This window comes from Streptomyces sp. CNT372, from assembly GCF_000377145.1.
Genome location: NZ_KB897780.1, coordinates 182,789 through 205,610, shown reverse-complemented (window position 1 = coordinate 205,610; position 22,822 = coordinate 182,789). Strand labels below are relative to the sequence as shown.

The window sequence follows — 22,822 nt, the reverse complement described above, 5'->3', positions numbered from 1 at the left end:
ACCCCGGTGGACGCATCCGCCTCGTACGGCGCCCCGGAGGGCGGAGGCCGGGCGCAGGGGGCCCCGCATGGTGGGGGCCGGGTACAGGTTGTCCCGCTTCGCGAGGACCGGGCGGGCGCAGGCCCGGTGCTTGGCGTACCCGTGCAAGGTCCTCCGGCCGGGGGCGGTACGGCGGACGGTGCTTCGGCGCACGGCACCCCGGTGGGCGGAACCGCACCGCCCGTAACCCCGGTGGGCGGAACCGCACCGCCCGTAACCCCGGTGGGCGGAGGCCCGCCGTGCACCGCGACTGCGCGCGCCGGCGGCCCGGACGCGGCGCGCAGCACATCCGCGCCCGTGGGCCCCGCACACGACGAGCGGTTGCGCCGGTGGCGGCTGGTGCTCGGTGGTGAGGCGGCGGCCGACGGGACCGGTCGCGCGCTCGCCGGGACCGACGCCGCGATGGACACCGCGCTGTCCGCGCTCTACGGCACCCGCCCCGACGACGGGCGGGGAGCCCGGCGGGCCGGCGGGCTCGGCGCTTCCGCGCCCTCGGTGGCCCGCTGGCTCGGCGACATCAGGGCCTATTTCCCCAGCAGCGTCGTCCACGTCATGCAGCGCGACGCCATCGACCGGCTGGGGCTCGCCGCGCTCCTGCTGGAACCGGAGATGCTGGAGGCCGTAGAGCCCGACGTCCACCTCGTCGGCACCCTGCTCTCCCTCCACCAGGCGATGCCGGAGACCACCAGGGAGACCGCCCGGACCGTGGTCCGCAAGGTCGTCCAGGATCTGGAGCGCCGGCTCGCCACCCGCACCCGCTCCGCGCTGCGGGGCGCGCTCGACCGGGCCGCGCGCACCACCCGGCCCCGGCACCGCGACATCGACTGGAACCGGACGATACGGGCCAACCTCCGCAGCTACCGGCCTGAGTTCGGCACGGTCGTCCCCGAGCGGCTGATCGGCCACGCGCGGGCGGCGCAGGGCGTCCGCAAGGAGGTCGTGCTCTGCGTCGACCAGTCAGGATCGATGGCGGCCTCCGTCGTCCACGCCTCGGTCTTCGGCGCGGTCCTCGCCTCCCTGCGGTCGCTGGACACCCGGCTCGTCGCCTTCGACACCGCCGTCGCCGACCTGACGGACCGGCTGGACGACCCGGTCGACGTGCTGTTCGGCATCCGGCTCGGCGGCGGCACCGACATCAACCGGGCCCTCGCCTACTGCCAGTCCCGGATCACCCGCCCCGCCGACACCGTGGTCGTCCTGATCAGCGACCTCTACGAGGGCGGCATACGCGACGAGATGCTGAAGCGGGTCGCCGCGATGCGGGCGTCCGGGGTGTGTTTCGTCGCCCTGCTCGCCCTCTCCGACGAAGGCGCCCCGGCCTATGACCGCGAGCACGCCGCCGGGCTGGCCGCGCTGGGCGTACCGGCCTTCGCCTGCACCCCCGACCGCTTCCCGGAGATCATGGCGGCGGCGCTGGAGGGACGCCCGTTGCCGGTGCCCGCCGCCGAATGACGGCCCCGTGGGCCCGTCCGCTCTGTGACCGTAATCACCGCTCGGGTGTGAGCTGTGATTTAGGTGCCCGACCCCTGCGGGGATAACCTGCCAGGCGGACATGCCGCGCCCACGGACACCGTGTGTGCCTCCCTTGTGACAGCGCTCGTCACGTTGCCCTTCGCGGCACGCCCACGCAGACAACGAACCGCGATCTTCAGAAAAGGGACGGACGCGCGTGGACCTGTTCGAGTACCAGGCGAGGGACCTCTTCGCCAAGCACGGTGTACCGGTGCTGGCCGGTGAAGTCATCGACACGCCTGAGGCGGCGCGCGAGGCGACGGAGCGTCTGGGCGGCAAGTCGGTCGTCAAGGCGCAGGTCAAGGTCGGTGGCCGCGGCAAGGCAGGCGGCGTGAAGCTGGCCGCCACCCCGGACGAGGCCGTCGCCCGCGCGACGGACATTCTGGGCATGGACATCAAGGGCCACACGGTCCACAAGGTGATGATCGCGGAGACCGCTCCGGAGATCGCCGAGGAGTACTACGTCTCGTACCTCCTCGACCGCACCAACCGCACCTTCCTCGCCATGGCCTCCGTGGCCGGCGGCATGGACATCGAGGAGGTCGCCGCGACGACCCCCGAGAAGCTGGCGAAGGTGCCGGTCGACGCCAACGAGGGCGTCTCCAAGGAGAAGGCCGCCGAGATCGTCGCCCTGGCGAAGTTCCCGGCCGAGGTCGCCGACCAGGTCGCCGACGTGCTGGTCACGCTCTGGGAGACCTTCGTCGCCGAGGACGCGCTCCTCGTCGAGGTCAACCCGCTGGCCAAGGTCGCCGACGGCCGTGTCATCGCCCTCGACGGCAAGGTCTCCCTCGACGCCAACGCCGACTTCCGTCAGCCGGAGCACGAGGCGCTGGAGGACAAGGCCGCGGCCGACCCGCTCGAGGCCGCGGCCAAGGCCAAGAACCTCAACTACGTCAAGCTCGACGGCGAGGTCGGCATCATCGGCAACGGCGCCGGCCTGGTCATGTCGACCCTGGACGTCGTCGCGTACGCCGGTGAGAACCACGGCGGCGTGAAGCCGGCCAACTTCCTGGACATCGGCGGCGGCGCCTCCGCCCAGGTGATGGCGAACGGCCTGGAGATCATCCTCGGCGACCCGGACGTCAAGTCCGTGTTCGTCAACGTCTTCGGTGGCATCACCGCCTGCGACGAGGTCGCCAACGGCATCGTCCAGGCCCTCGCGCTGCTCGCCGAGAAGGGCGAGGAGGTCACCAAGCCGCTGGTCGTCCGTCTGGACGGCAACAACGCGGAGCTGGGTCGCAAGATCCTCTCCGACGCCAACCACCCGCTCGTCCAGCGCGTGGACACCATGGACGGTGCGGCCGACAAGGCCGCCGAGCTCGCCGCTGCGGCCAAGTAAGGGAAGAGGGACTGTAGAACCATGGCTATCTTCCTGAACAAGGACAGCAAGGTCATCGTCCAGGGCATGACCGGCGCCACCGGCATGAAGCACACCCGTCTGATGCTCGGCGACGGCACCAACGTCGTCGGCGGTGTGAACCCGCGCAAGGCCGGCACGACCGTCGACTTCGACGGCACCGAAGTCCCGGTCTTCGGCTCCGTGGCCGAGGCGATGGAGAAGACGGGCGCCAACGTCTCCGTCCTCTTCGTGCCGCCGGCCTTCGCCAAGGCCGCCGTGGTCGAGGCGATCGACGCCGAGATCCCCCTCGCGGTCGTCATCACCGAGGGCATCGCCGTCCACGACTCCGCCGCCTTCTGGGCGCACGCGAAGGCCAAGGGCAACAAGACCCGGATCATCGGCCCGAACTGCCCCGGCCTCATCACGCCGGGCCAGTCCAACGCCGGCATCATCCCGGGCGACATCACCAAGCCCGGCCGCATCGGTCTGGTGTCCAAGTCCGGCACGCTGACCTACCAGATGATGTACGAGCTGCGTGACATCGGCTTCTCGTCCGCCGTCGGCATCGGTGGCGACCCGGTCATCGGCACCACGCACATCGACGCGCTCGCCGCGTTCGAGGCCGACCCCGAGACCGACCTGATCGTCATGATCGGCGAGATCGGCGGCGACGCCGAGGAGCGTGCGGCGGACTTCATCAAGGAGAACGTGACCAAGCCGGTCGTCGGCTACGTCGCGGGCTTCACCGCGCCCGAGGGCAAGACCATGGGCCACGCCGGCGCCATCGTCTCCGGCTCCTCCGGCACCGCGCAGGCGAAGAAGGAGGCCCTGGAGGCCGCGGGCGTCAAGGTCGGCAAGACCCCGACCGAGACGGCCAAGCTGGCGCGCGCGATCCTCGCGGGCTGACCCGCGAGATCACGCACGCCGCACTGCTGAGGCCCGCCCCGGAACGTTTCGTTCCGGGGCGGGCCCTCGTGTATGTCGCGCATATATGGGCTGAGCCTGTGTGGCGCGGGCCTGTGTGGACTCGGCCTATAACCCCCCCACCCACGTGGGCGTGACCTGTGTGGGCCGGCCCTGTGTGGGACGCGCCCCGGTCAGCCGGGGCCCGGCTGGAGGCGGGCGGGGCCGGCGGCGGGGGCGTCCCGCAGCTTGTCGCGCAGCTTCTTGGCCTCCTTGCTCAGCCGCTCGGGGCCGCTCTGCGGCGGCGGGACACCCTCCACCTGCTGCGTCGGCGGCATCGGCGGTTCGTACCCCCGGGGCGAGGTCAGCAGGGCGAGCGCCGTCGCCGCCACGATCAGGGCCGTCGCCACGACGACGATCCGGGTCCACCGCTCGGCACGCCGTTCGCAGCCGGTGCGCACCGCCTCGGCGGGGGTGGGCCGCGGCGCCGGTCCCGAGGCCGTCAGCTCCCGCAACTCCCGTCGCAGCAGCTCCGTGTCCGCGAGGTCGGGCAGCTGTGCGGCGACGGCCTCGCGTGCGTGGAGGACGCGGTTGGCCGTGGCGGGGGTGGTCGCCTCGGTCTCGGCCGCCGTGTCGGGCAGGTCCAGGCCCAGGCCGTCGTAGAGGAGCAGGGTGCGGCGGTGGGGTGGCGGCAACTGGTGCAGCACGCTGAGGAGTTCGCGGCGACGGGGCTCCTCCGGCGGGTCGTCCGGGTGCCGGTGGGCGGGGCGCAGCCGGTTCCAGGGGGACATCGCGTACTCGTACGCCGCCGCCCGGACCCAGCCCGCGGGGTCGCGGTCGACCGCGACGTCCGGCCATCTCTGCCAGGCGAGCTGGAAGGCCCGTTCGACGGCCTCGTGGGAGAGCCGGCGGCGGCCCGTGAGCACATGGGTCTCGCGAACGAGTGTGGCGGCAACCTGTGTGTAGAGGAGGTCGAACGCCTCTTCGGGGGTGAGTGGGGGAGGCGCGAGGGGCGCGAGGGGGGCGAGTGACGCCGCGGGGGCGGCGTCCGGTGCGGGCGCGGGCCTCTGGTCCGGCGCGCGCCCCTGGTCCGGCTCGGGCCTCTGGTCCGGCTCGGGCGCGGGCCCGACGCGTGCCGTCCCGGGCGGGGTTGCCCCCTCGGGGGCGGGCGCCTCGGGTGACTCCTGCGCCTCGGGCGGCTCGGGAGACTTGTCGAGGACGACGGGCGGCGCGGCGGGGGCCGTAGCGGGGGTGGCCGGCGTGGAGGTGGCCGGTGGCTCCGCGGCGGGCTTCCGTTCACGCGTGGGCTCCGGGGCCTGCTTCGGTTCACGCGTGGGCTTCGGCGCCTGCTTCCGCTCCTGCCGCGCGCGCGCCTCCGCCGCGAACTCGGCCAGCAGCTTCGCGTACAGCTCCCGCCTGCGGCCCCGGGGCTCGGTGCGGCCGGTCTCCCAGGAGCGGAGCGTGGACTTGGTGACGCCGACGACCGCGGCGAGCTGTGCCTCGGTCAGCGCCTTCGCCTCGCGGAGCCTGCGCCGTTCCTTGGGAGGCGGCAGGGGGGACCCGGACGCGGACGGTGCGGTGCTCTGAGTCATACGGGGCGTCATACGGGCTCCATGCGGCGCAGCGTCAATCGGAAAATGGCATGAAAGTATCTTGAGCGACACATCGGCCATTCGCCCGTTACACGCATAAAGCGCGTGTCGTTGGCAGCATGGCCGCGTGACCCAGACAACCGAGCAGAGTCCGTCGCTGCCGCAGACCCAGGTCGCCGTCCGAGCAGGCGCGTCCGGCGCCGTCGCCGCGTTCGTGCGCGGTGCGACGGCGGCGGGGCTCGGGCTCGGCGCCCTCACCGTGCTCGTGATGGTGCTGTGGATCAGCTCCCCCTTTCCGGACAGCGGTTCCGGCGGCGCCCTGCACACGGCCGTCGTGCTCTGGCTGTTCGCGCACGGCGCCGAACTCGTGCGCTCCGACACGCTCTCCGGGGCCCCGGCCCCTCTGGGCGTGGTGCCGCTGCTCCTGCTGGTGCTGCCGGTGTGGCTGGTGCACCGGGCCGCCCGGGAGGCGACGGAACCGGGCGAGGGCCGGCCGCGCGCCCCCGCGCGTGTGGCCGTCCCGGCCGTGGCCGCCGGCTATCTGCTGGTCGGGGGGCCGCTGGCGGTCTACGGGGTGCGCGGTGAAATCGCCGTGGCGCCGGTCTCCGCGGCGGTGCATCTGCCGCTCCTGGTCCTCGTGGCCGCCGCGTCCGGGGTGTGGGCCGCGCACGGCAGGCCGACCGGGCCGCTCCCCGGGTGGCTGCCGCGCGGGGTGCGCGTGGCGCTGGCCCGGTCGCGTGTCGCGCTCGCGCTGCGTTCGGCGTGCGGCGCGGCGCTGGTGCTGCTCGGCGGCGGGGCGGTGGTGGCGCTCGCGTCCCTGGTGTGGCACGGCACGGCGGCGCAGGAGTCCTTCCTCGCCCTCGCCGGTGACTGGTCGGGCCGGATCGCGCTCGCCCTGCTCGTCCTCGCCCTGCTGCCGAACGCGGCCGTCTGGGGCGCGGCGTACGGTCTCGGGCCGGGTTTCTCGCTCGGGACGGCCGCGACGGCGACGCCGCTGGCCTTCACCGGGACGCCCGCCCTGCCCGAGCTGCCGTGGCTGGCCGCGCTGCCCGGCCGGGGGCCGGGGATGCCGCTGCACTGGGCGGTGGCGGCGGTTCCGCTCGTCGCCGTGCTCCTGGTCGCGTGGTGGACGGCCGAGGCCGCCGCCCCGCGCTACGGGGACCCGGAGGAGGCGTGGACGGCGGGTGGCACGGTGCTGACCGTGCTGCTCGCGGCGCTGGGCTGCGGGATCGCCGTCGCCGCGGCGGCCGCGCTGGCGGGCGGGCCGCTCGGCACGGGACGCCTCGCCGAGTTCGGTCCGGTCTGGTGGCTGACGGGGGCCGCGGCGGCGGTCTGGACGGTGACGGTGGCGACCCCGGCTGCCCTGGCGATCCGCGGGTGGCGGGTCCTGCGGGCCCGGCGCACGGCCGGGGGCGGGTCGGCCGAGGAGACGCCGGTCGTGCGGGAGCCGTCCGCTGCGCCCGCCGCGGGGGAGCCGGCCCGGGCCCAGGTGCTGGAGCTGGAGCTGGACGACGGTGACTTCGACGCGTACGACGTCGAGCCGTACGACTTCCTTCCGGCGGACGCGTGGTCCGCCCGGACCCCCCCGCCTCCCGCGGCGGCCCCGGGGGCCGGGTCCGCGGAGACCGCCGCGCCGGTCGCCGCGACGCGGGAGCCCACGGCCGAAGCGCCGGAACCCGGCGCCCGGCCTCGCCCGGCCGCCTCCGCCCCCACCGAGCCGCCGCCCTCCAGCGGGCCGCCGCTCCCCACCGAGCCGGCACCCTCCGCCGACTGACCGCCCCTTCCCGGCGACGGCGGCCCCGGCCACGCGTGGGCCTGGCAGGCAGGGTCCCGGCATGCGTGGCCGCGACATACGTGGTCCCGGCACACAAAGTCCCAGCACCCAGGGTCCCGACACACGTGGCCGCGCCACACGTGCCCCCTCGACCCCCATGGGCCGACCGACCTCATGTGCCCGTACGGCTGTGGCCCGAACCCCGCTGGGGGTTCGGGCCACAGCCGTACGGGCGCGCCCCAGGACTACTCCTGGACGCCCAGGACGTCCCGCAGGGGCTCCGGCAGCAGGTCGTTGCAGGCGACCTGGCCCGACTTGGTCAGGGCGTCGTTCACGCAGGTGTAGTAGTCGCGGTAGACGAGCTGCGCCGCGAACGACGCCGCCACGATCAGCAGCGCGAGGCCGGCCATGACCAGGCCGCTCACCGAGGCCGTGATCTGCTGCTTGTTCGGGCTCTTGCGCACGGCCGGTGCGGCCTGCGCAGCGCGCGGCTCCCCGTCGGCCGAGCCCCGCCCCGCCCCGGGTGCCCCGCGCAGGGAGCTGATCGCCCAGTAGACGGAGAGCGCACCGAGGAGGAGCGCGACCTCCGGGAGGTCGAACAGCGAGAAGAAGAACGCCCACATACCGCCGAGGAGCGCATACCGGGCGCGCCGCTGGGCCGGGTCCGTCGGGTCCCAGCGCAGGCCGCTGCCCGGCCCGTCCTGGCCGTTCTGCCCGCCGCGCGGGCCGCTCGGGCGGCCGCCGAAGCCCCCGCCGGACGAGCGGCCGGGCTGGCGGCTGCTCCACTGGCTGCCCCAGTTCGACGAACCGCCCGACGAGCCGCTCGACGACGAACCGTCCGAGCGCCCGTCCCCGCTCCCGCTGCCGTTTCCGTCGCCGTCCCGCCCCGAGGAGCCGGAGGAGGACGAGCCGTCGTTCGAGGGGTGCCGCGGCTGCCACGGCTGGTCCGGCCGGCCCTCGGGCGGCGGCGCGAACGGATTGTCGTCGTCCGTGGACTGGCGCTCCCGCGGCAACAGGAGGTCCGTACGGTGGCGTCGGTCCGGCATGTGGTGAACGTCTTCCCCTCGTCGAGCCCTTCGTCGAGCCCGCCCGGGCGCGGGCTCTGCCCCCAGACGCTACCTGTCGGCCACGCCCCCGTCCCGTGGGGGCCGTGCTGTGTGCCGGTATCGTTGCTGACGGTCGGCCCCTTCGTAGAGTTCCCCGTATCGGGAGCCTCGAAGTATTCGTACGACCATACAAAGCCGCACGGCCATGCAAAGCCGCACGACCGTACAAGCCGCACGGCCCGGCAGGCGCCGCACGGCAACCGCACGCACACCCCCGCAGACCCCACACCCGCAGCAAGCCCACAGCAAGCCCCACAGCAAGCCCCACAGCAAGCAACGCAACGCGAAAAGAGTCACCCGTGGCTGCCGCCCGCCTCGTCGTCCTGGTCTCCGGATCGGGGACCAACCTCCAGGCCCTGCTCGACGCCGCCGCCGACCCCGAGGGGTTCGGCGCCGAGGTCGTCGCTGTCGGAGCGGACCGGAGCGGCATCGCCGGTCTGGAGCGCGCCGAGCGTGCCGGGCTGCCCACCTTCGTGTGCCGGGTGAAGGACTACGCCACCCGCGAGGAGTGGGACCGCGCCCTGACCGAGGCGATTGCCGCCCATGAGCCCGACCTCGTCGTCTCGGCCGGTTTCATGAAGATCGTGGGCAAGGAGTTCCTGGCCCGCTTCGGGGGGCGCACCGTCAACACGCACCCCGCGCTGCTGCCCAGCTTCCCCGGTGCCCACGGCGTGCGGGACGCGCTCGCCTACGGGGCGAAGGTCACCGGGTGCACCGTCCACTTCGTCGACGACGGCGTCGACACCGGCCCGATCATCGCCCAGGGCGTGGTCGAGGTACGGGAGGCGGACGACGAAGACGCTCTCCACGAGCGCATCAAGGACGTCGAGCGGTCGCTGCTCGTCGAGGTCGTGGGACGGCTCGCCCGCCACGGCTACCGCATTGAGGGACGAAAGGTTCATGTCGGTGAATAACTCCGGTACGCCCGGGACCAAGCCCATCCGTCGCGCGCTGGTCAGCGTCTACGACAAGACGGGGCTGGAGGAGCTCGCCCGCGGGCTGCACGAGGCCGGCGTCGAGCTCGTGTCCACCGGCTCGACCGCGTCGAGGATCGCCGCCGCCGGTGTCCCCGTGACCAAGGTCGAGGAGCTGACCGGCTTCCCCGAGTGCCTGGACGGCCGCGTCAAGACCCTGCACCCCCGGGTCCACGCGGGCATCCTGGCCGACCTGCGGCTGGACGCGCACCGGGAGCAGCTCGCCGAGCTGGGCGTGGAGCCGTTCGACCTGGTCGTCGTGAACCTGTACCCGTTCCGGGAGACCGTCGCCTCCGGCGCGACCCCCGACGAGTGCGTGGAGCAGATCGACATCGGCGGCCCCTCCATGGTCCGCGCCGCCGCCAAGAACCACCCGTCCGTGGCCGTGGTCACCAGCCCCGACCGGTACGCGGACGTCCTCGCCGCCGTGCGCGGCGGCGGCTTCGACCTGACCGCCCGCAAGCGGCTCGCGGCCGAGGCGTTCCGGCACACCGCCGCCTACGACGTGGCCGTGGCCTCCTGGTTCGCCTCCGACTACGCGCCCGCCGACGACTCCTCGTTCCCCGACTTCCTGGGCGCCACCTGGGAGCGGGAGAACGTCCTGCGTTACGGCGAGAACCCGCACCAGGGCGCCGCGCTGTACGTCTCCGGCGCGGGCGGCGGCCTGGCGCGGGCCGAGCAGCTGCACGGCAAGGAGATGTCGTACAACAACTACACGGACACCGACGCCGCGCGCCGGGCCGCGTACGACTACGACGAGCCGTGCGTGGCGATCATCAAGCACGCCAACCCGTGCGGTATCGCGATCGGCGCGGACGTGGCCGAGGCGCACCGCAAGGCGCACGCCTGCGACCCGCTCTCCGCGTTCGGCGGGGTGATCGCGGTGAACCGCCCGGTGTCGGTCGCGATGGCGGAGCAGGTCGCCGAGATCTTCACCGAGGTCATCGTGGCGCCCGGCTACGAGGACGGCGCGGTCGAGGTGCTGGCCCGGAAGAAGAACATCCGGGTGCTGCGTGCCGAGGGCGCCCCGGCGGACCGTTTCGAGCTGAAGCCCGTCGACGGCGGTGCGCTGCTCCAGGTCGCCGACCGCCTCCAGGCCGACGGCGACGACCCGGCGAACTGGACCCTCGCCACGGGCGAGGCGCTCTCCGCCGGGGAGCTGGCCGAGCTGGCCTTCGCCTGGAAGGCGTGCCGCGCGGTCAAGTCCAACGCGATCCTGCTGGCCAAGGACAGCGCCTCGGTCGGCGTCGGGATGGGCCAGGTCAACCGGGTCGACTCGGCGAAGCTCGCGGTCGAGCGGGCGGGCGAGGAGCGGGCAAGGGGCGCGTACGCGGCCTCGGACGCGTTCTTCCCGTTCCCGGACGGGCTGGAGATCCTCACCGCGGCGGGCGTGAAGGCCGTGGTCCAGCCCGGGGGTTCGGTCCGCGACGAGCAGGTCGTCGAGGCGGCCGAGAAGGCGGGCGTGACGATGTACTTCACCGGGACGCGCCACTTCTTCCACTGAGCCGTCAACGGGCGTGTTCCACCTGGTTCCACCTGGTTCCACCTGGTTCGGCCGGAGGCGGTCGCGAGCTGCTCGGGGACGGCCTAGAGTCCCGGGCTTGTGACCGCCTCCACTCCGCGCTCCGCCGCGACCACCCATCCGACGGCGACGGCGACCGCCGACGCCTATGACGCCGTCGCCGTCCGCTATGCCGCCCTCGACCGGAGCGAACTCGACAGCCACTCGCCGGACCGGGCGGTGCTCGCCGCCTTCGCGGAGCTGGTGCGGGCGGCCGGCCCCGGGCCCGTCGCCGAACTCGGCTGCGGGCCGGGGCCGGTGACCGCGCACCTGCGGGACCTGGGGCTGGACGTCTTCGGGATCGACCTGTCACCCGCGATGATCACTCTCGCCCGCGCCGCCTACCCGGACCTGCGGTTCGAGGTCGGTTCCATGGCGGCCCTCGACCTGGCGGACGGCGTACTGCGGGGGATCGTGTCGTGGTACTCGGTCATCCACGTCCCGCCGGGCGAACTGCCCGCGTACTTCGCCGAGTTCCGGCGGGTCCTGGCGCCCGGCGGCCAACTGGTGCTCGCCTTCTTCGAGTCGGAGGGCGGGCCGGTGTCCGCCTTCGACCACCAGGTGCTCACGGCCCACCGGTGGCCGATCGACGAGCTGGCGGCGCTGGCGCGGGCGGCCGGTTTCACCGAGGTCGGCCGGCTGCTGCGCGCGCCGGGGGAGGGGGAGCGGTTCCGCCGGGGGCATCTGCTGCTGGCCGGCTGACCGTACGTCCTTCCCCGCACAGAACGAAGGCCGTGCCGTCCGCGGTGGGCGGAGGGCACGGCCTTCGGCGTACGCCGTGAGGGCGCGGGTGGTCAGACGCGCGGGCGCTGGAACCAGGCGGCGCCGTCGGACTTGCCGACGAACACGGCGACCAGGATGGCCAGAACGGTGTGCACCAGGCCGATCAGGACGAACGGGTAGATACCGAGCACCGCGGTGATGATGCCGAAGACCAGCGCGGCCACGCGGATGCCGTTGCCGCCGCTGCCGAACTTGGCGCCCAGTACGATCGCGAAGACACCCCAGCCGAGGATCAGCAGGGTCACGAACCACACCGCGCCGACGGACATGTCGGCGAGCTGCTGGAACTGGACGTCGTCCTTCAGCGCCGGGTCGTCCTGCGCGGCACCGATGGCGAGGGCGCTCAGACCGGCGAGGACGGCGCCGATCACCTGGAAGCCGGCGATGACGAACAGCATGACGCGCGCGGCCTTGACGCCACCCGGCATCTCGGTCGGGCCCGCCGGGTACCCGCCGCCGCCGTAGGGCTGGACCGGCGGGGCCTGCGGGTAGCCGTAGCCGGGCTGGCCCTGGGGCTGACCCTGCTGGGCGTAGGGGTTGTTCGGGTCGCCGAAGCTCATGTCTGGGATTCCTCCGTTGAAAGTGCGGGGACGACGCGGTCCGAGCGGAGGATCTGCGCTTCTCTGCCGTTTTGCCCCCCGGCACTGCCCGCGGCACTGCGCGGCTCATCGTCGTATCAACGTCGACTTTTTGTCCAGTCGTTAAGCACAGGTGTTGTGCAAGTGCAACCTCCCCGTGAGCAGGTGGAAAGTTCACCTGCCGGGACGGCGCCGGTCCGGATTGGTACCGGGGCGGGTCCATCCGGGAGGATGGGGCCATGACTGCCCAGATTCTCGATGGCAAGGCCACCGCAGCCGCGATCAAGACCGATCTGACCGCCCGCGTGGCGGCCCTCCGGGAGCGGGGGATCACCCCGGGGCTCGGCACTCTGCTGGTCGGCGACGACCCGGGCAGCCGGTGGTACGTCAACGGCAAGCACCGCGACTGCGCGCAGGTCGGCATCGCCTCCATCCAGCGGGAGCTGCCCGCCACCGCCACCCAGGAGGAGATCGAGGCGGTGGTCCGGGAGCTCAACGAGAACCCGGAGTGCACCGGCTACATCGTCCAGCTCCCGCTTCCCGAGGGCATCGACGCAAACCGGGTCCTGGAGCTGATGGATCCGGCCAAGGACGCGGACGGGCTGCACCCCATGAGCCTCGGCCGGCTGGTGCTGGGCATCGAGGGCCCGCTGCCCTGCACCCCGTACGGCATCGTGCAGTTGCTGCGCCACCACGACGTGCAGATCAAGGGGGCTCACGTGGTGGTCGTGGGCCGGGGCATCACCATCGGGCGGCCGATGCCGCTGGTGCTGACCCGCAAGTCGGAGAACGCGACGGTCACGCAGTGCCACACCGGCACCCGGGACCTCTCCTCCCACCTGCGCCGGGCGGACATCATCGTGGCCGCCGCCGGTGTGCCGCACCTGGTCAAGCCGGAGGACGTGAAGCCGGGCGCGGCCGTCCTGGACGTGGGCGTCAGCCGGGACGAGAACGGCAAGATCGTCGGCGATGTGCACCCGGGTGTCGCCGAGGTGGCGGGCTGGGTCGCCCCCAACCCGGGCGGTGTGGGCCCGATGACCCGGGCGCAGCTGCTGGTCAACGTGGTCGAGGCCGCGGAGCGCGCGGCCGCCGCCGGGTCCGAGGGCTGACGGAAGGAGCCGGGGCCATGGGCGCAGGCACGAACGAGCATCCCGGAGTGGACGCCACCGCGCCGGCGCCGGAGCGCGCGCCGGAGGACGCCGGGGCCGGCGTAGCGAAGGGTTCCGGCAACCCCGGCGGGACGCCCGGGCCCGGCAACCCCGGTGGTGCGACGGCCGACTCGGGGCGGAAGACGGCCGGTTCGGACGGGGCGGCAGCCGACTCGGGCCGGACGACGGCCGATCCGGACGGGACGGCCGGGCGCGGCAACCCCGGCGGTGCGGCAGCCGACCCCGGCAGGACGACGGCCGGGCGCGGCAACCCCGGCCGCACGGCGGCCGGTCCGGGCGGCACCCTCGTGACGGACGGCGACGACAGGGCGGCGGGCTCCGGGTCCGGCTCCCGCCGCCCGCCCGCCGTCACCCTGGACACCGCCCGCCCGGAGGGCGGGGGCCGGGCCGCGCCGGGTGACGCCCCCGCGCCCGCGCGCCAGTGGCCGCTGCTCACCGTCCTCGGCGCGACCGGCGTGGGGCTGCTGATCATCGGTACGGCCGCGTTCGCCGACGCGTTCCGGGTCGGCGCCATCGTCATCGGGGTCGCGCTGCTGACCGGCGCGGTCCTGCGCCGGGTGCTCCCGTCGGTGGGGATGCTCGCGGTCCGGTCCCGTTTCACCGACATGATCACGTACGGGGTGCTGGGCGCGGCGATCGTTCTGCTCGCGCTGGTGGCGCAGCCCGAACCGTGGCTCGACATCCCGTTCCTGGAGGACGCGGTCCAGTTCACGGTCCGCTAGCAGGCCGCCCGACGGCGTACGGGGAGTGGGGAGCGGCTCCGACCTGCCCGACGGCGTACGGGGAGCAGCTCCGACCTGCCCGATCGCCCGGCCCTCGCAGGTGGGCGGCGCCCGTCCTCTCCCCCGAGGGAGGACGGGCGCCGTCGTGTGTCCAGGGTCATGGACGCGCCAAGGGGCTTCAAGGGGCGGCCGTGCGCTGTGGCACGGAAGTGACCATTCCGCCATCGTGTGATCGTTCGGCCACCGGGCGCGCCGCCCGGCGCGCGGACACCCCGGGCCGCCGGGCCGCCCCGCACCAATGAGCCGCACCACCCGGGGGCGCGGGCGACCACCCCGCCGTGTCGGATAGCCTGACCGCTGGAAGTCTCTTCACGTCAAGATTCAGGTGGCGTGGACCGGACATCCCGTACGAGGGGCAGCGCTGCCCCCACCGCCAGCCTGCATACGGAGATCGCCATGACCCGCACTCCCGTCAACGTCACCGTGACCGGCGCGGCCGGCCAGATCGGCTACGCGCTGCTCTTCCGCATCGCCTCCGGACACCTGCTCGGCGCGGACGTGCCGGTCAAGCTGCGTCTGCTGGAGATCCCGCAGGGTCTCAAGGCCGCCGAGGGCACCGCGATGGAGCTCGACGACTGCGCCTTCCCGCTCCTCAAGGGCATCGACATCACCGACGACCCGAACGTGGCCTTCGACGGCGCGAACGTGGCCCTCCTCGTCGGCGCCCGCCCCCGCACCAAGGGCATGGAGCGCGGCGACCTGCTCTCCGCCAACGGCGGCATCTTCAAGCCGCAGGGCAAGGCCATCAACGACAACGCGGCGGACGACATCAAGGTCCTGGTCGTCGGCAACCCGGCCAACACCAACGCCCTCATCGCCCAGGCCGCCGCGCCGGACGTACCGGCCGAGCGCTTCACCGCGATGACCCGTCTCGACCACAACCGCGCCATCTCGCAGCTCGCCGCGAAGACCGGCGCCGACGTGGCCGACATCAAGCGCCTCACCATCTGGGGCAACCACTCGGCGACTCAGTACCCGGACATCTTCCACGCCACGATCGCCGGCAAGAACGCCGCCGAGGTCGTCAGCGACGAGAAGTGGCTGGCCGACGAGTTCATCCCGACCGTCGCCAAGCGCGGCGCCGCGATCATCGAGGCCCGTGGCGCGTCCTCGGCGGCCTCCGCCGCCAACGCGGCGATCGACCACGTCCACACCTGGGTCAACGGCACCGCCGAGGGCGACTGGACCTCCATGGGCATCCCGTCCGACGGCTCCTACGGCGTCCCGGAGGGCCTGATCTCCTCCTTCCCCGTCACGACCAAGGACGGGAAGTTCGAGATCGTCCAGGGCCTGGACATCAACGAGTTCTCCCGCGCGCGCATCGACGCCTCCGTCAAGGAGCTGGAGGAGGAGCGCGCGGCCGTCCGCGAGCTCGGCCTCGTCTGACGCACCGCGCACGTCGCGGCCAACCGCGTACGTACGTCCCGCCCCCGGCGGCCTCTTCGGCTGCCGGGGGCGGTGCCGTTTCCCGGCCCGGCGCGACTGGACGGCGAACACCCCGACCGCCACTGTGAGTTCGCCGTGCCGGGAGTCCCCGGCCGGGGCAACGGTTCGACGGGACGACGGTGGGAGCGCAGGGTGGACGGTGGGACGGCGGGTTGCGAGGCCCAGGCCGAGGTCGTGGTGCGTGGTGCCGGGGAGGCGGACCGGGCGGTGCTGGAGCGGCTGTGGCAGCTCTTCCGGCACGACCTCGCCCCGTACCAGGGCGGGTTCCCGCCCGGCCCGGGCGGGACCTACGGCACCGAGCGGCTGGACGCGGCCTTCGGGAACCCGGACCGGGCGCTGTACCTGTTCCTGAGCGGCCCGAGTCCGGTCGGCTTCGCGCTGGTCCGAGGGCTGGCCGAAGGCGCGGGCGTGTCCGGGTCCGAGGACGTGGCCCTGTCCGAGCGCGCGGCCGGGGCCGAAGGTGTGGCCGTGTCCGGGTCCGAGGACGTGGCCCGTTCCGAAGTCATGTCCGGGTCCGAGCGCGCGGCCGGGGCCGAAGGTGTGGCCGTGTCCGGGTCCGAGGACGTGGCCCGGTCCGAAGGCGTGGCCGGAACCGGGGCGGTGATGAGCGCCTTCTTCGTGGTGCGCGGGCTGCGCCGGGGCGGGGTCGGGCTGCGGGCGGTGCGGGAGGTGCTGGCGGACCGTCCCGGCCGGTGGGAGATCCCGTTCCAGGAGGCGAACACGGCCGCGGCCCGGTTCTGGCGGCGGCTCGCGGAGAGCGTGGCTCCGGGGGAGTGGACGGAGGAGCCCCGGGGCGTGCCGGTCCGGCCGGAGGCTCCGCCGGACCGGTGGATCACGTTCCGTACGGACCCGCGCGGACCGGCCGGCTCCGGTACCCGAACGTGAGGAGGACCACTTTCGGTCAATCGTTGCGCATGGACTTTCGCTCCTGGGGCAGGTGGCCGAGCCGCTGGGTCCACGCCCGGCCGGGGGACGTAAAGGAAACGAAAGGCCATAAGCGACGTGTCGGCAGCACAACAGACCATTCACGTGGGCGGAGAGTGGCGCGCAGCCGCCTCCGGAGCCACGCGCGAGATCATCGACCCCGTCGACGCGACCGTGTTCGCCGTCGTCGCCGAGGGTGATGTCGCGGACACCGACGACGCGGTGGCCGCCGCCCGCGCCGCCTTCGACGACGGCTCCTGGCCGCGCACCCCGGTCGCCGAGCGCGCCGCCCTGCTGCGCCGCGTCGCCGGCCTGCTGGAGCGCGACCGCGAGCGGATCGGCGCCCTGGAGAGCCAGGACGCGGGCAAGACCCTGGAGGAGGGCCGGGTCGACGTCGACTGCGTGCGCGACGCCTTCCTGTACTTCGCCGACCTCGTGATGAACGAGAGCGGTGGCCGGGTCGTGGACGCCGGTTCCGAGGAGATCCACAGCGTCGTCGTGCACGAGCCCGTCGGCGTGTGCGCCATGATCACGCCCTGGAACTACCCGCTGCTCCAGGCCAGCTGGAAGATCGCGCCCGCGCTCGCCGCCGGCAACACCTTCGTGATCAAGCCCAGCGAGATCACCCCGCTGACCACAGTCGCCCTGATCGAGCTGCTGATGGAGGCCGGTCTTCCGCTGGGCGCCGCCAACATCGTGACCGGCCCCGGCGCCACCGTCGGCGCCCGCCTCGCCGAGCACCCCGACGTCGACCTGATCTCCTTCACCGGCGGGCTGGCCAGCGGCACCAAGGTCGCCAAGGCCGCCGCCGACACCGTCAAGAAGGTCGCCCTCGAACTCGGCGGCAAGAACCCCAACGTCGTCTTCGCCGACGCCTGCGCCACCCCCGAGGGCTTCGACACCGCCGTCGACCAGGCGCTCAACGCCGCCTTCATCCACAGCGGCCAGGTCTGCTCGGCCGGCTCCCGGCTGATCGTCGAGGAGTCCCTGCGGGACCGCTTCGTCGCCGAACTCGCCCGCCGCGCCGAGAAGATCCGGCTCGGCCGGGGCACGGACGAGGGCGTCGAGTGCGGCCCGCTGGTCTCCGCCGCCCAGCTCGCCAAGACCGAGGACTTCGTGGCCTCCGCCCTCAAGGAGGGCGCCGTGCTGCGGGCCGGCGGCGAGAAGCCCGAGGGGCCCGGCTACTTCTACCGGCCCACCGTCCTCGACCACTGCCACCGCGGGATGCGCGTGGTCCGCGAGGAGGTCTTCGGCCCGGTCCTCACCGTCGAGACCTTCACCACCGAGGACGAGGCCGTCGCCCTCGCCAACGACACCGAGTACGGCCTCGCCGGGGCCGTCTGGACCTCCGACGCCGGCCGCGCCCGCCGCGTCGCCGGCCGGCTGCGCCACGGCACCGTCTGGATCAACGACTTCCACCCCTACCTGCCGCAGGCGGAGTGGGGCGGCTTCGGGAAGTCCGGCACCGGCCGCGAACTGGGCCCGACCGGCCTCGCCGAGTACCGCGAGGCCAAGCACATCTACCAGAACCTCGCTCCGCGCCCGGTGCGCTGGTTCGCGGGCTGAACGGGGAGAGGGACAAGCGCACATGAGCACCACGCACACACAGCACCCGCATGCCGGAGCGGAGCACCCCGAGGTCTACGACTACGTGGTCGTCGGCGGCGGCACCGCCGGTTCGGTGATCGCCTCCCGGCTGACCGAGGACCCGGAGACCACCGTCGCCGTCATCGAGGGCGGCCCCAGCGACGCCGGCCGCGACGACGTACTGACCCTGCGCCGCTGGATGGGCCTGCTCGGCGGCGAACTGGACTACGACTACCCCACCACCGAGCAGCCGCGCGGCAACTCGCACATCCGCCACAGCCGCGCCCGCGTCCTCGGCGGCTGCTCCTCCCACAACACCCTCATCGCCTTCAAGCCGCTGCCCTCCGACTGGGACGAGTGGGCCGAGGCGGGTGCCGAGGGCTGGGACGCGGCCTCCATGGACCCGTACTTCGCCCGGCTGCGCAACAACATCGTCCCGGTGGACGAGACCGACCGGAACGCCATCGCCCGCGACTTCGTCGACGCGGCGCAGGCGGCGCTCGGCGTGCCGAAGGTGGAGGGCTTCAACCGCAAGCCGTTCCACGAAGGCGTCGGCTTCTTCGACCTCGCCTACCACCCCGAGAACAACAAGCGGTCCTCGGCCTCCGTCGCCTACCTCCACCCGTTCCTCGACCGGCCGAACCTCCACATCGCCCTGGAGACATGGGCGTTCCGCCTGGAGCTGGACGGTACCCGGGCGACCGGCGTGCACGTGCGCACGAAGGACGGCACCGAGCACGTCGTCCGGGCCCGCCGCGAGGTGATCGTCTGCGCGGGCGCCGTGGACACCCCGCGGCTGCTGATGCACTCCGGCATCGGCCCCCGCGCCGACCTGGAGCGGCTGGGCATCCCGGTGGTGCACGACCTGCCGGGCGTCGGCGAGAACCTGCTCGACCACCCCGAGTCGGTCATCGTCTGGGAGACCCACGGGCCGATCCCGGAGAACTCCGCGATGGACTCCGACGCGGGCCTGTTCGTCCGCCGGGACCCGGAGTCCGAGGGTCCGGACCTGATGTTCCACTTCTACCAGATCCCCTTCACCGACAACCCCGAGCGCCTGGGCTACGAACGGCCCCCGCACGGCGTGTCGATGACCCCCAACATCCCCAAGCCGCGCAGCCGCGGCCGCCTCTACCTCACCAGCGCCGACCCCGAGGTCAAGCCCGCCCTCGACTTCCGGTACTTCACCGACGAGGACGACTACGACGGCCGCACCCTCGTCGACGGCATCCGCATCGCCCGCGAGATCGCCGCCCGCGAGCCGCTGGCCGGCTGGCTGAAGCGCGAGGTCTGCCCGGGGCCGGAGGTCACCTCCGACGAGGAGCTGAGCGAGTACGCGCGCAAGGTCGCGCACACCGTCTACCACCCCGCCGGCACCTGCCGGATGGGCGCGGCCGACGACGAACAGGCTGTCGTCGCACCGGACCTGACGGTCAGGGGCCTCGAGAACATCCGCATCGCCGACGCGTCCGTCTTCCCGAGCATGACCGCCGTGAACCCGATGATCGGCGTCCTCATGGTCGGGGAGAAGTGCGCGGACCTGCTGGGAGGCACCACCCGATGAGCACCACGACCGCCCCCGCCGCACCCGGGGCAGACGCGTTGGACGCGCCGCCCGTCTTCTCGGTGCGCAACCTGTGGAAGGTCTTCGGTCCCAAGGCCGACCGCGTCCCCGCAGACGCGGACCTCACCGCCCTCGACGCCGCCGAACTGCGCGAGCGCACCGGCTGCACCGCCGCAGTCCGGGACGTCTCCTTCGACGTCCGCAAGGGCGAGGTCTTCGTCGTCATGGGCCTCTCCGGCTCCGGCAAGTCCACCCTGGTGCGCTGCCTGACCCGGCTGATCGAGCCCACCTCGGGCGAGATCGCGATCGACGGAGAGGACGTCCTCTCCATGGACGCCGGGCGCCTGCGCGAACTGCGCCGCCACCGCGCCTCCATGGTGTTCCAGCACTTCGGACTGCTGCCGCACCGCTCCGTCCTGGACAACATCGCCTACGGCCTGGAGATCCAGGGCGTCGGCCGTGCCGAACGCCGCGAGCGTGCCGCCGAGTTCGTCGCCAAGGTCGGCCTGGAGGGCATGGAGCACCGCCGCCCCGGCCAGCTCTCCGGCGGGCAGCAGCAGCGCGTCGGCCTCGCCCGCGCGCTCGCCGTCGACCCCGAGGTGCTGCTCTTCGACGAACCGTTCAGCGCGCTCGACCCGCTCATCCGCCGCGACATGCAGGAGGAAGTCGTCCGCCTGCACCGCGAGGAGGGCCGGACGATGGTCTTCATCACCCACGACCTCAGCGAGGCGCTGAAGCTCGGCGACCGCATCGCGCTGATGCGCGACGGCAGGATCGTCCAGCTCGGCACCCCCGAGGAGATCGTCGGCTCGCCCGCCGACGACTACGTCCGCGACTTCGTCCGGGACGTACCGCGCGAGCAGGTCCTCACCGTACGCAGGGCCATGCGGCCCGCCGGCGGAGACGAGGCCGCCCAGGGGCCGGCACTGGCCCCCGAGGCGACCGTCTTCGAGGCGATCGAGGCCGTGGCTCGCACCGGCCAGACGGCCCGCGTCGTCGAGGACGGCCGCTGCCTCGGTGTCGTCGGCCACGTCGACCTGTTGCGGGTCGTGGCCGGCACGTCCGCCGTCCCGGAGGTCGCCGCGTGATCCGCAGAAACCCTTCGGCACCGCGCCGGACCACTGACGGGCAAACCACCGAGGGGCGGTGCACCCGATGACCGCCACCGTGTCCGCTCCCGCAACGGAGAAGCAGAAACCGTCCGCCCCGGCCCTCCGCGAGGCGTTGAACCACCCCGTGCAGCGCAAGCTGCTGGTGCTCGCCGTGATCGCGGCCGTGCTCGTGCCGGCCGGGATCGTGCTGGGGGGCAGCGGCGGCTGGCCCGCGGCGCTGCACGTCGACATCTCGCAGCCGCTGGACGACGTCAACCGGTGGGTCGTCGACAACCGCGACTCCCACCCGCTGTTCCTCTACTTCCTGCTGCATCTGTCGAACACCGCCACCGACGCCGTCCGCGGTGTGTACGACCTGCTGCACTCCCTGGGTTGGCTGGGCGTGCTCGCCCTCGGCGTCCTGGTCGCCTGGCGCGCCGCCGGTCTCGGCCGCGCCGGCGCCAAGGTCGCCGCGACGGCCTTCGCCGCGTTCGCGCTGTGCGGGCTGCTGGGCATGTGGGACGCCACCCTGCTGACCATCGCGCTGATGGTCGTCGCCGTCCTGCTGGCCGCCCTGCTGGGAGTGCTGATCGGCCTGGCCGCCGGCCTGTCCGACCGGGTCGACCGGGCGCTGCGGCCGGTGCTCGACACCATGCAGGTCCTCCCCGCCTTCGCCTACCTGCTGCCCTTCGTCCTGGTCTTCGGCACGGGCACCCCCGCGGCCCTGTTCTGCACCGTCATCTACGCCGCCCCGCCCATGGCCCGCCTCACGGCGCTCGGGCTCCGCGGCGCCGACCCCTCGGTGATGGAGGCGGTCACCTCGCTCGGGACCAGTCCGTGGCAGCGTCTGCGGACCGCCCGGCTGCCGCTGGCCCGCCGGCAGATGCTCCTCGGTCTGAACCAGACGATCATGATGGCCCTGTCCATGGTCGTCATCGCCGCGCTCGTCGGCGCGGGCGGCCTCGGCGAGGAGGTCTACTCGGCGCTCTCCACCGTCGACGTCGGCAAGGCCCTGACCGCCGGCATCCCGATCGTGCTGATCGCCATCTGGCTGGACCGCACGACGGCCGCGGCCGGCGACCGCATCGGCGCCGGCGCCCCGGGCGGCGGACTGCTGCACGGCCGTTCCGCATGGGCCCTGGTCGCGGCGGGCGTCGCGGCGGCCGTCGCCGCACGGCCCGTGATCGGTGCCGCCTGGCCCGCCGACTGGACGGTCGGCATCTCCACCCCGGTCAACAAGGCGCAGAGCTGGATCACCGAGAACCTCTCCTCGGGCATCCCGGTGCTCGGCGGCACCGAGACCTGGTCGGAGCACTTCACCCTGTGGGTCCTCAACCCGCTGCGGGACAGCCTGCTCGGGCTGCCCTGGTGGTCGGTCCTGCTGCTCGTCGCGGCCCTGGCCTGGATGGTCGGCACCTGGGCGACCGCCTTGACGGCGACCCTCGCCATGGCGACGATCGGCGTGCTCGGCGTGTGGACGAAGTCGCTGGACACGCTCTCCCAGGTGCTCGCCGCGCTCATCGTCACCCTGGTCCTCGGCGTCCTCATAGGCGTCGCGAGCGCCCGGGCCGGGCGGCTGGAACGCGGGCTCAGGCCCCTTCTGGACGCCATGCAGACGATGCCGCAGTTCGTCTACCTCATTCCGGTCGTGGCCCTCTTCGGCGTCACCAGGGCGTCGGCGATCATCGCCGCCGTCGTGTACGCGCTGCCCGCCGTCGTGCGGATCACCGCACAGGGCCTGCGCGAGGTCGACCCCGCCGCCATGGAGGCGGCCCGTTCACTCGGCGCGTCGTCCCGGCAGCAGCTCTTCCAGGTGCAGCTGCCCCTCGCCCGTCCGGCGCTGCAACTCGCGCTCAACCAGGGCGTCGTGCTCGTCCTCGCCGTGGTCGTCGTGGGCGCGCTCGTCGGCGGAGGAGCGCTCGGCTACGACGTGGTCAAGGGCCTCTCCCGCGGCGAGATGGGCCTCGGCATGACCGCCGGCCTGGCGATCGTCTGCCTCGGTCTCGTCCTCGACCGGGTCACCCAGCCGACCACCGCCCGCAAGCGTCACTGACCGTCCGCACGGAAAACCCGACCCCGTCCCGGAAATCCCGACCCC

The 22,822-nt window shown here is 73.4% G+C and carries 18 protein-coding genes; 15 read left to right on the top strand and 3 right to left on the bottom strand.

The genetic code is table 11. The annotated features are described in order from the left end of the window. Positions 1-336 precede the first annotated feature (336 nt). The 3 genes from C593_RS0111345 (at position 337) to sucD (ending at position 3,796) form a co-directional block, all read left to right on the top strand. Entirely contained in the window at positions 337-1,491 is a 1,155-nt protein-coding gene (locus tag C593_RS0111345) for a VWA domain-containing protein (RefSeq protein ID WP_026277586.1), read from the top strand. 217 nt (positions 1,492-1,708) lie between these two features. Next, complete coding sequence (gene sucC / locus C593_RS0111340; protein ID WP_018847422.1) at positions 1,709-2,890, top strand: ADP-forming succinate--CoA ligase subunit beta; 1,182 nt, start codon at positions 1,709-1,711, stop codon at positions 2,888-2,890. A 21-nt stretch (positions 2,891-2,911) separates the two neighbouring features. Then, positions 2,912-3,796, top strand: coding sequence for a succinate--CoA ligase subunit alpha (gene sucD / locus C593_RS0111335; protein WP_018847421.1), 885 nt, complete (start codon positions 2,912-2,914; stop codon positions 3,794-3,796). Positions 3,797-3,987: 191 nt separating this feature from the next. Here sucD and C593_RS0111330 read toward each other — a convergent pair whose 3' ends face one another. Then, positions 3,988-5,385 (bottom strand): helix-turn-helix domain-containing protein, encoded by a 1,398-nt coding sequence (locus C593_RS0111330; protein WP_018847420.1) that lies wholly within the window; start codon positions 5,383-5,385, stop codon positions 3,988-3,990. Between the two features lie 127 nt (positions 5,386-5,512). Here C593_RS0111330 and C593_RS0111325 point away from each other — a divergent pair, with 127 nt between their 5' ends. Next, complete coding sequence (locus tag C593_RS0111325) at positions 5,513-7,159, top strand: cell division protein PerM (protein WP_018847419.1); 1,647 nt, start codon at positions 5,513-5,515, stop codon at positions 7,157-7,159. 245 nt (positions 7,160-7,404) lie between these two features. Here C593_RS0111325 and C593_RS0111320 read toward each other — a convergent pair whose 3' ends face one another. Continuing rightward, positions 7,405-8,205 (bottom strand): hypothetical protein, encoded by an 801-nt coding sequence (locus tag C593_RS0111320; protein ID WP_018847418.1) that lies wholly within the window; start codon positions 8,203-8,205, stop codon positions 7,405-7,407. A 359-nt stretch (positions 8,206-8,564) separates the two neighbouring features. On the opposite strand from C593_RS0111320, the gene purN reads away from it, so the two are divergent. The 3 genes from purN to C593_RS0111305 all read left to right on the top strand — a co-directional run bounded on the left by purN (position 8,565) and on the right by C593_RS0111305 (position 11,502). Further along, the gene (purN, locus tag C593_RS0111315; protein ID WP_018847417.1) at positions 8,565-9,179 is read left to right on the top strand and encodes a phosphoribosylglycinamide formyltransferase; all 615 of its coding nucleotides are present in this window, start codon (positions 8,565-8,567) and stop codon (positions 9,177-9,179) included. Beyond that, on the top strand, positions 9,166-10,743 hold the full coding sequence (gene purH / locus C593_RS0111310; protein WP_018847416.1) for a bifunctional phosphoribosylaminoimidazolecarboxamide formyltransferase/IMP cyclohydrolase: 1,578 nt from the start codon (positions 9,166-9,168) through the stop codon (positions 10,741-10,743). The genes purN and purH overlap by 14 nt, the downstream gene beginning before the upstream one ends. Positions 10,744-10,842: 99 nt before the next feature. Then, positions 10,843-11,502: a class I SAM-dependent methyltransferase gene (locus C593_RS0111305; protein WP_018847415.1), complete on the top strand. Its 660-nt coding sequence runs from the start codon at positions 10,843-10,845 to the stop codon at positions 11,500-11,502. A 92-nt stretch (positions 11,503-11,594) separates the two neighbouring features. Here C593_RS0111305 and C593_RS0111300 read toward each other — a convergent pair whose 3' ends face one another. Beyond that, the gene (locus tag C593_RS0111300) at positions 11,595-12,143 is read right to left on the bottom strand and encodes a hypothetical protein (RefSeq protein WP_018847414.1); all 549 of its coding nucleotides are present in this window, start codon (positions 12,141-12,143) and stop codon (positions 11,595-11,597) included. A 257-nt stretch (positions 12,144-12,400) separates the two neighbouring features. On the opposite strand from C593_RS0111300, the gene C593_RS0111295 reads away from it, so the two are divergent. From C593_RS0111295 to C593_RS0111260, 8 genes are all read left to right on the top strand, one after another. Next, the gene (locus C593_RS0111295; protein ID WP_018847413.1) at positions 12,401-13,270 is read left to right on the top strand and encodes a bifunctional methylenetetrahydrofolate dehydrogenase/methenyltetrahydrofolate cyclohydrolase; all 870 of its coding nucleotides are present in this window, start codon (positions 12,401-12,403) and stop codon (positions 13,268-13,270) included. Between the two features lie 17 nt (positions 13,271-13,287). After that, positions 13,288-14,052 carry a DUF3017 domain-containing protein gene (locus C593_RS0111290; protein ID WP_018847412.1) on the top strand — a complete coding sequence of 255 codons (765 nt, stop codon included), beginning with the start codon at positions 13,288-13,290 and terminating at the stop codon, positions 14,050-14,052. A 456-nt stretch (positions 14,053-14,508) separates the two neighbouring features. Beyond that, entirely contained in the window at positions 14,509-15,498 is a 990-nt protein-coding gene (locus C593_RS0111285; protein ID WP_018847411.1) for a malate dehydrogenase, read from the top strand. A gap of 192 nt (positions 15,499-15,690) precedes the next feature. Continuing rightward, a complete protein-coding gene (locus C593_RS30980; RefSeq protein ID WP_018847410.1) occupies positions 15,691-16,443 on the top strand; it encodes a hypothetical protein in 753 nt (250 codons plus the stop codon). Between the two features lie 117 nt (positions 16,444-16,560). Continuing rightward, complete coding sequence (locus C593_RS0111275; RefSeq protein WP_026277585.1) at positions 16,561-18,048, top strand: aldehyde dehydrogenase family protein; 1,488 nt, start codon at positions 16,561-16,563, stop codon at positions 18,046-18,048. Positions 18,049-18,070: 22 nt separating this feature from the next. After that, positions 18,071-19,633 carry a GMC oxidoreductase gene (locus C593_RS0111270; protein WP_018847408.1) on the top strand — a complete coding sequence of 521 codons (1,563 nt, stop codon included), beginning with the start codon at positions 18,071-18,073 and terminating at the stop codon, positions 19,631-19,633. Then, positions 19,630-20,721, top strand: coding sequence for a glycine betaine/L-proline ABC transporter ATP-binding protein (locus C593_RS0111265; protein WP_018847407.1), 1,092 nt, complete (start codon positions 19,630-19,632; stop codon positions 20,719-20,721). Before C593_RS0111270 ends, C593_RS0111265 begins: the two co-directional genes overlap by 4 nt. A 67-nt stretch (positions 20,722-20,788) precedes the next feature. Beyond that, a complete protein-coding gene (locus C593_RS0111260) occupies positions 20,789-22,777 on the top strand; it encodes an ABC transporter permease subunit (RefSeq protein ID WP_018847406.1) in 1,989 nt (662 codons plus the stop codon). Positions 22,778-22,822: the final 45 nt, after the last annotated feature.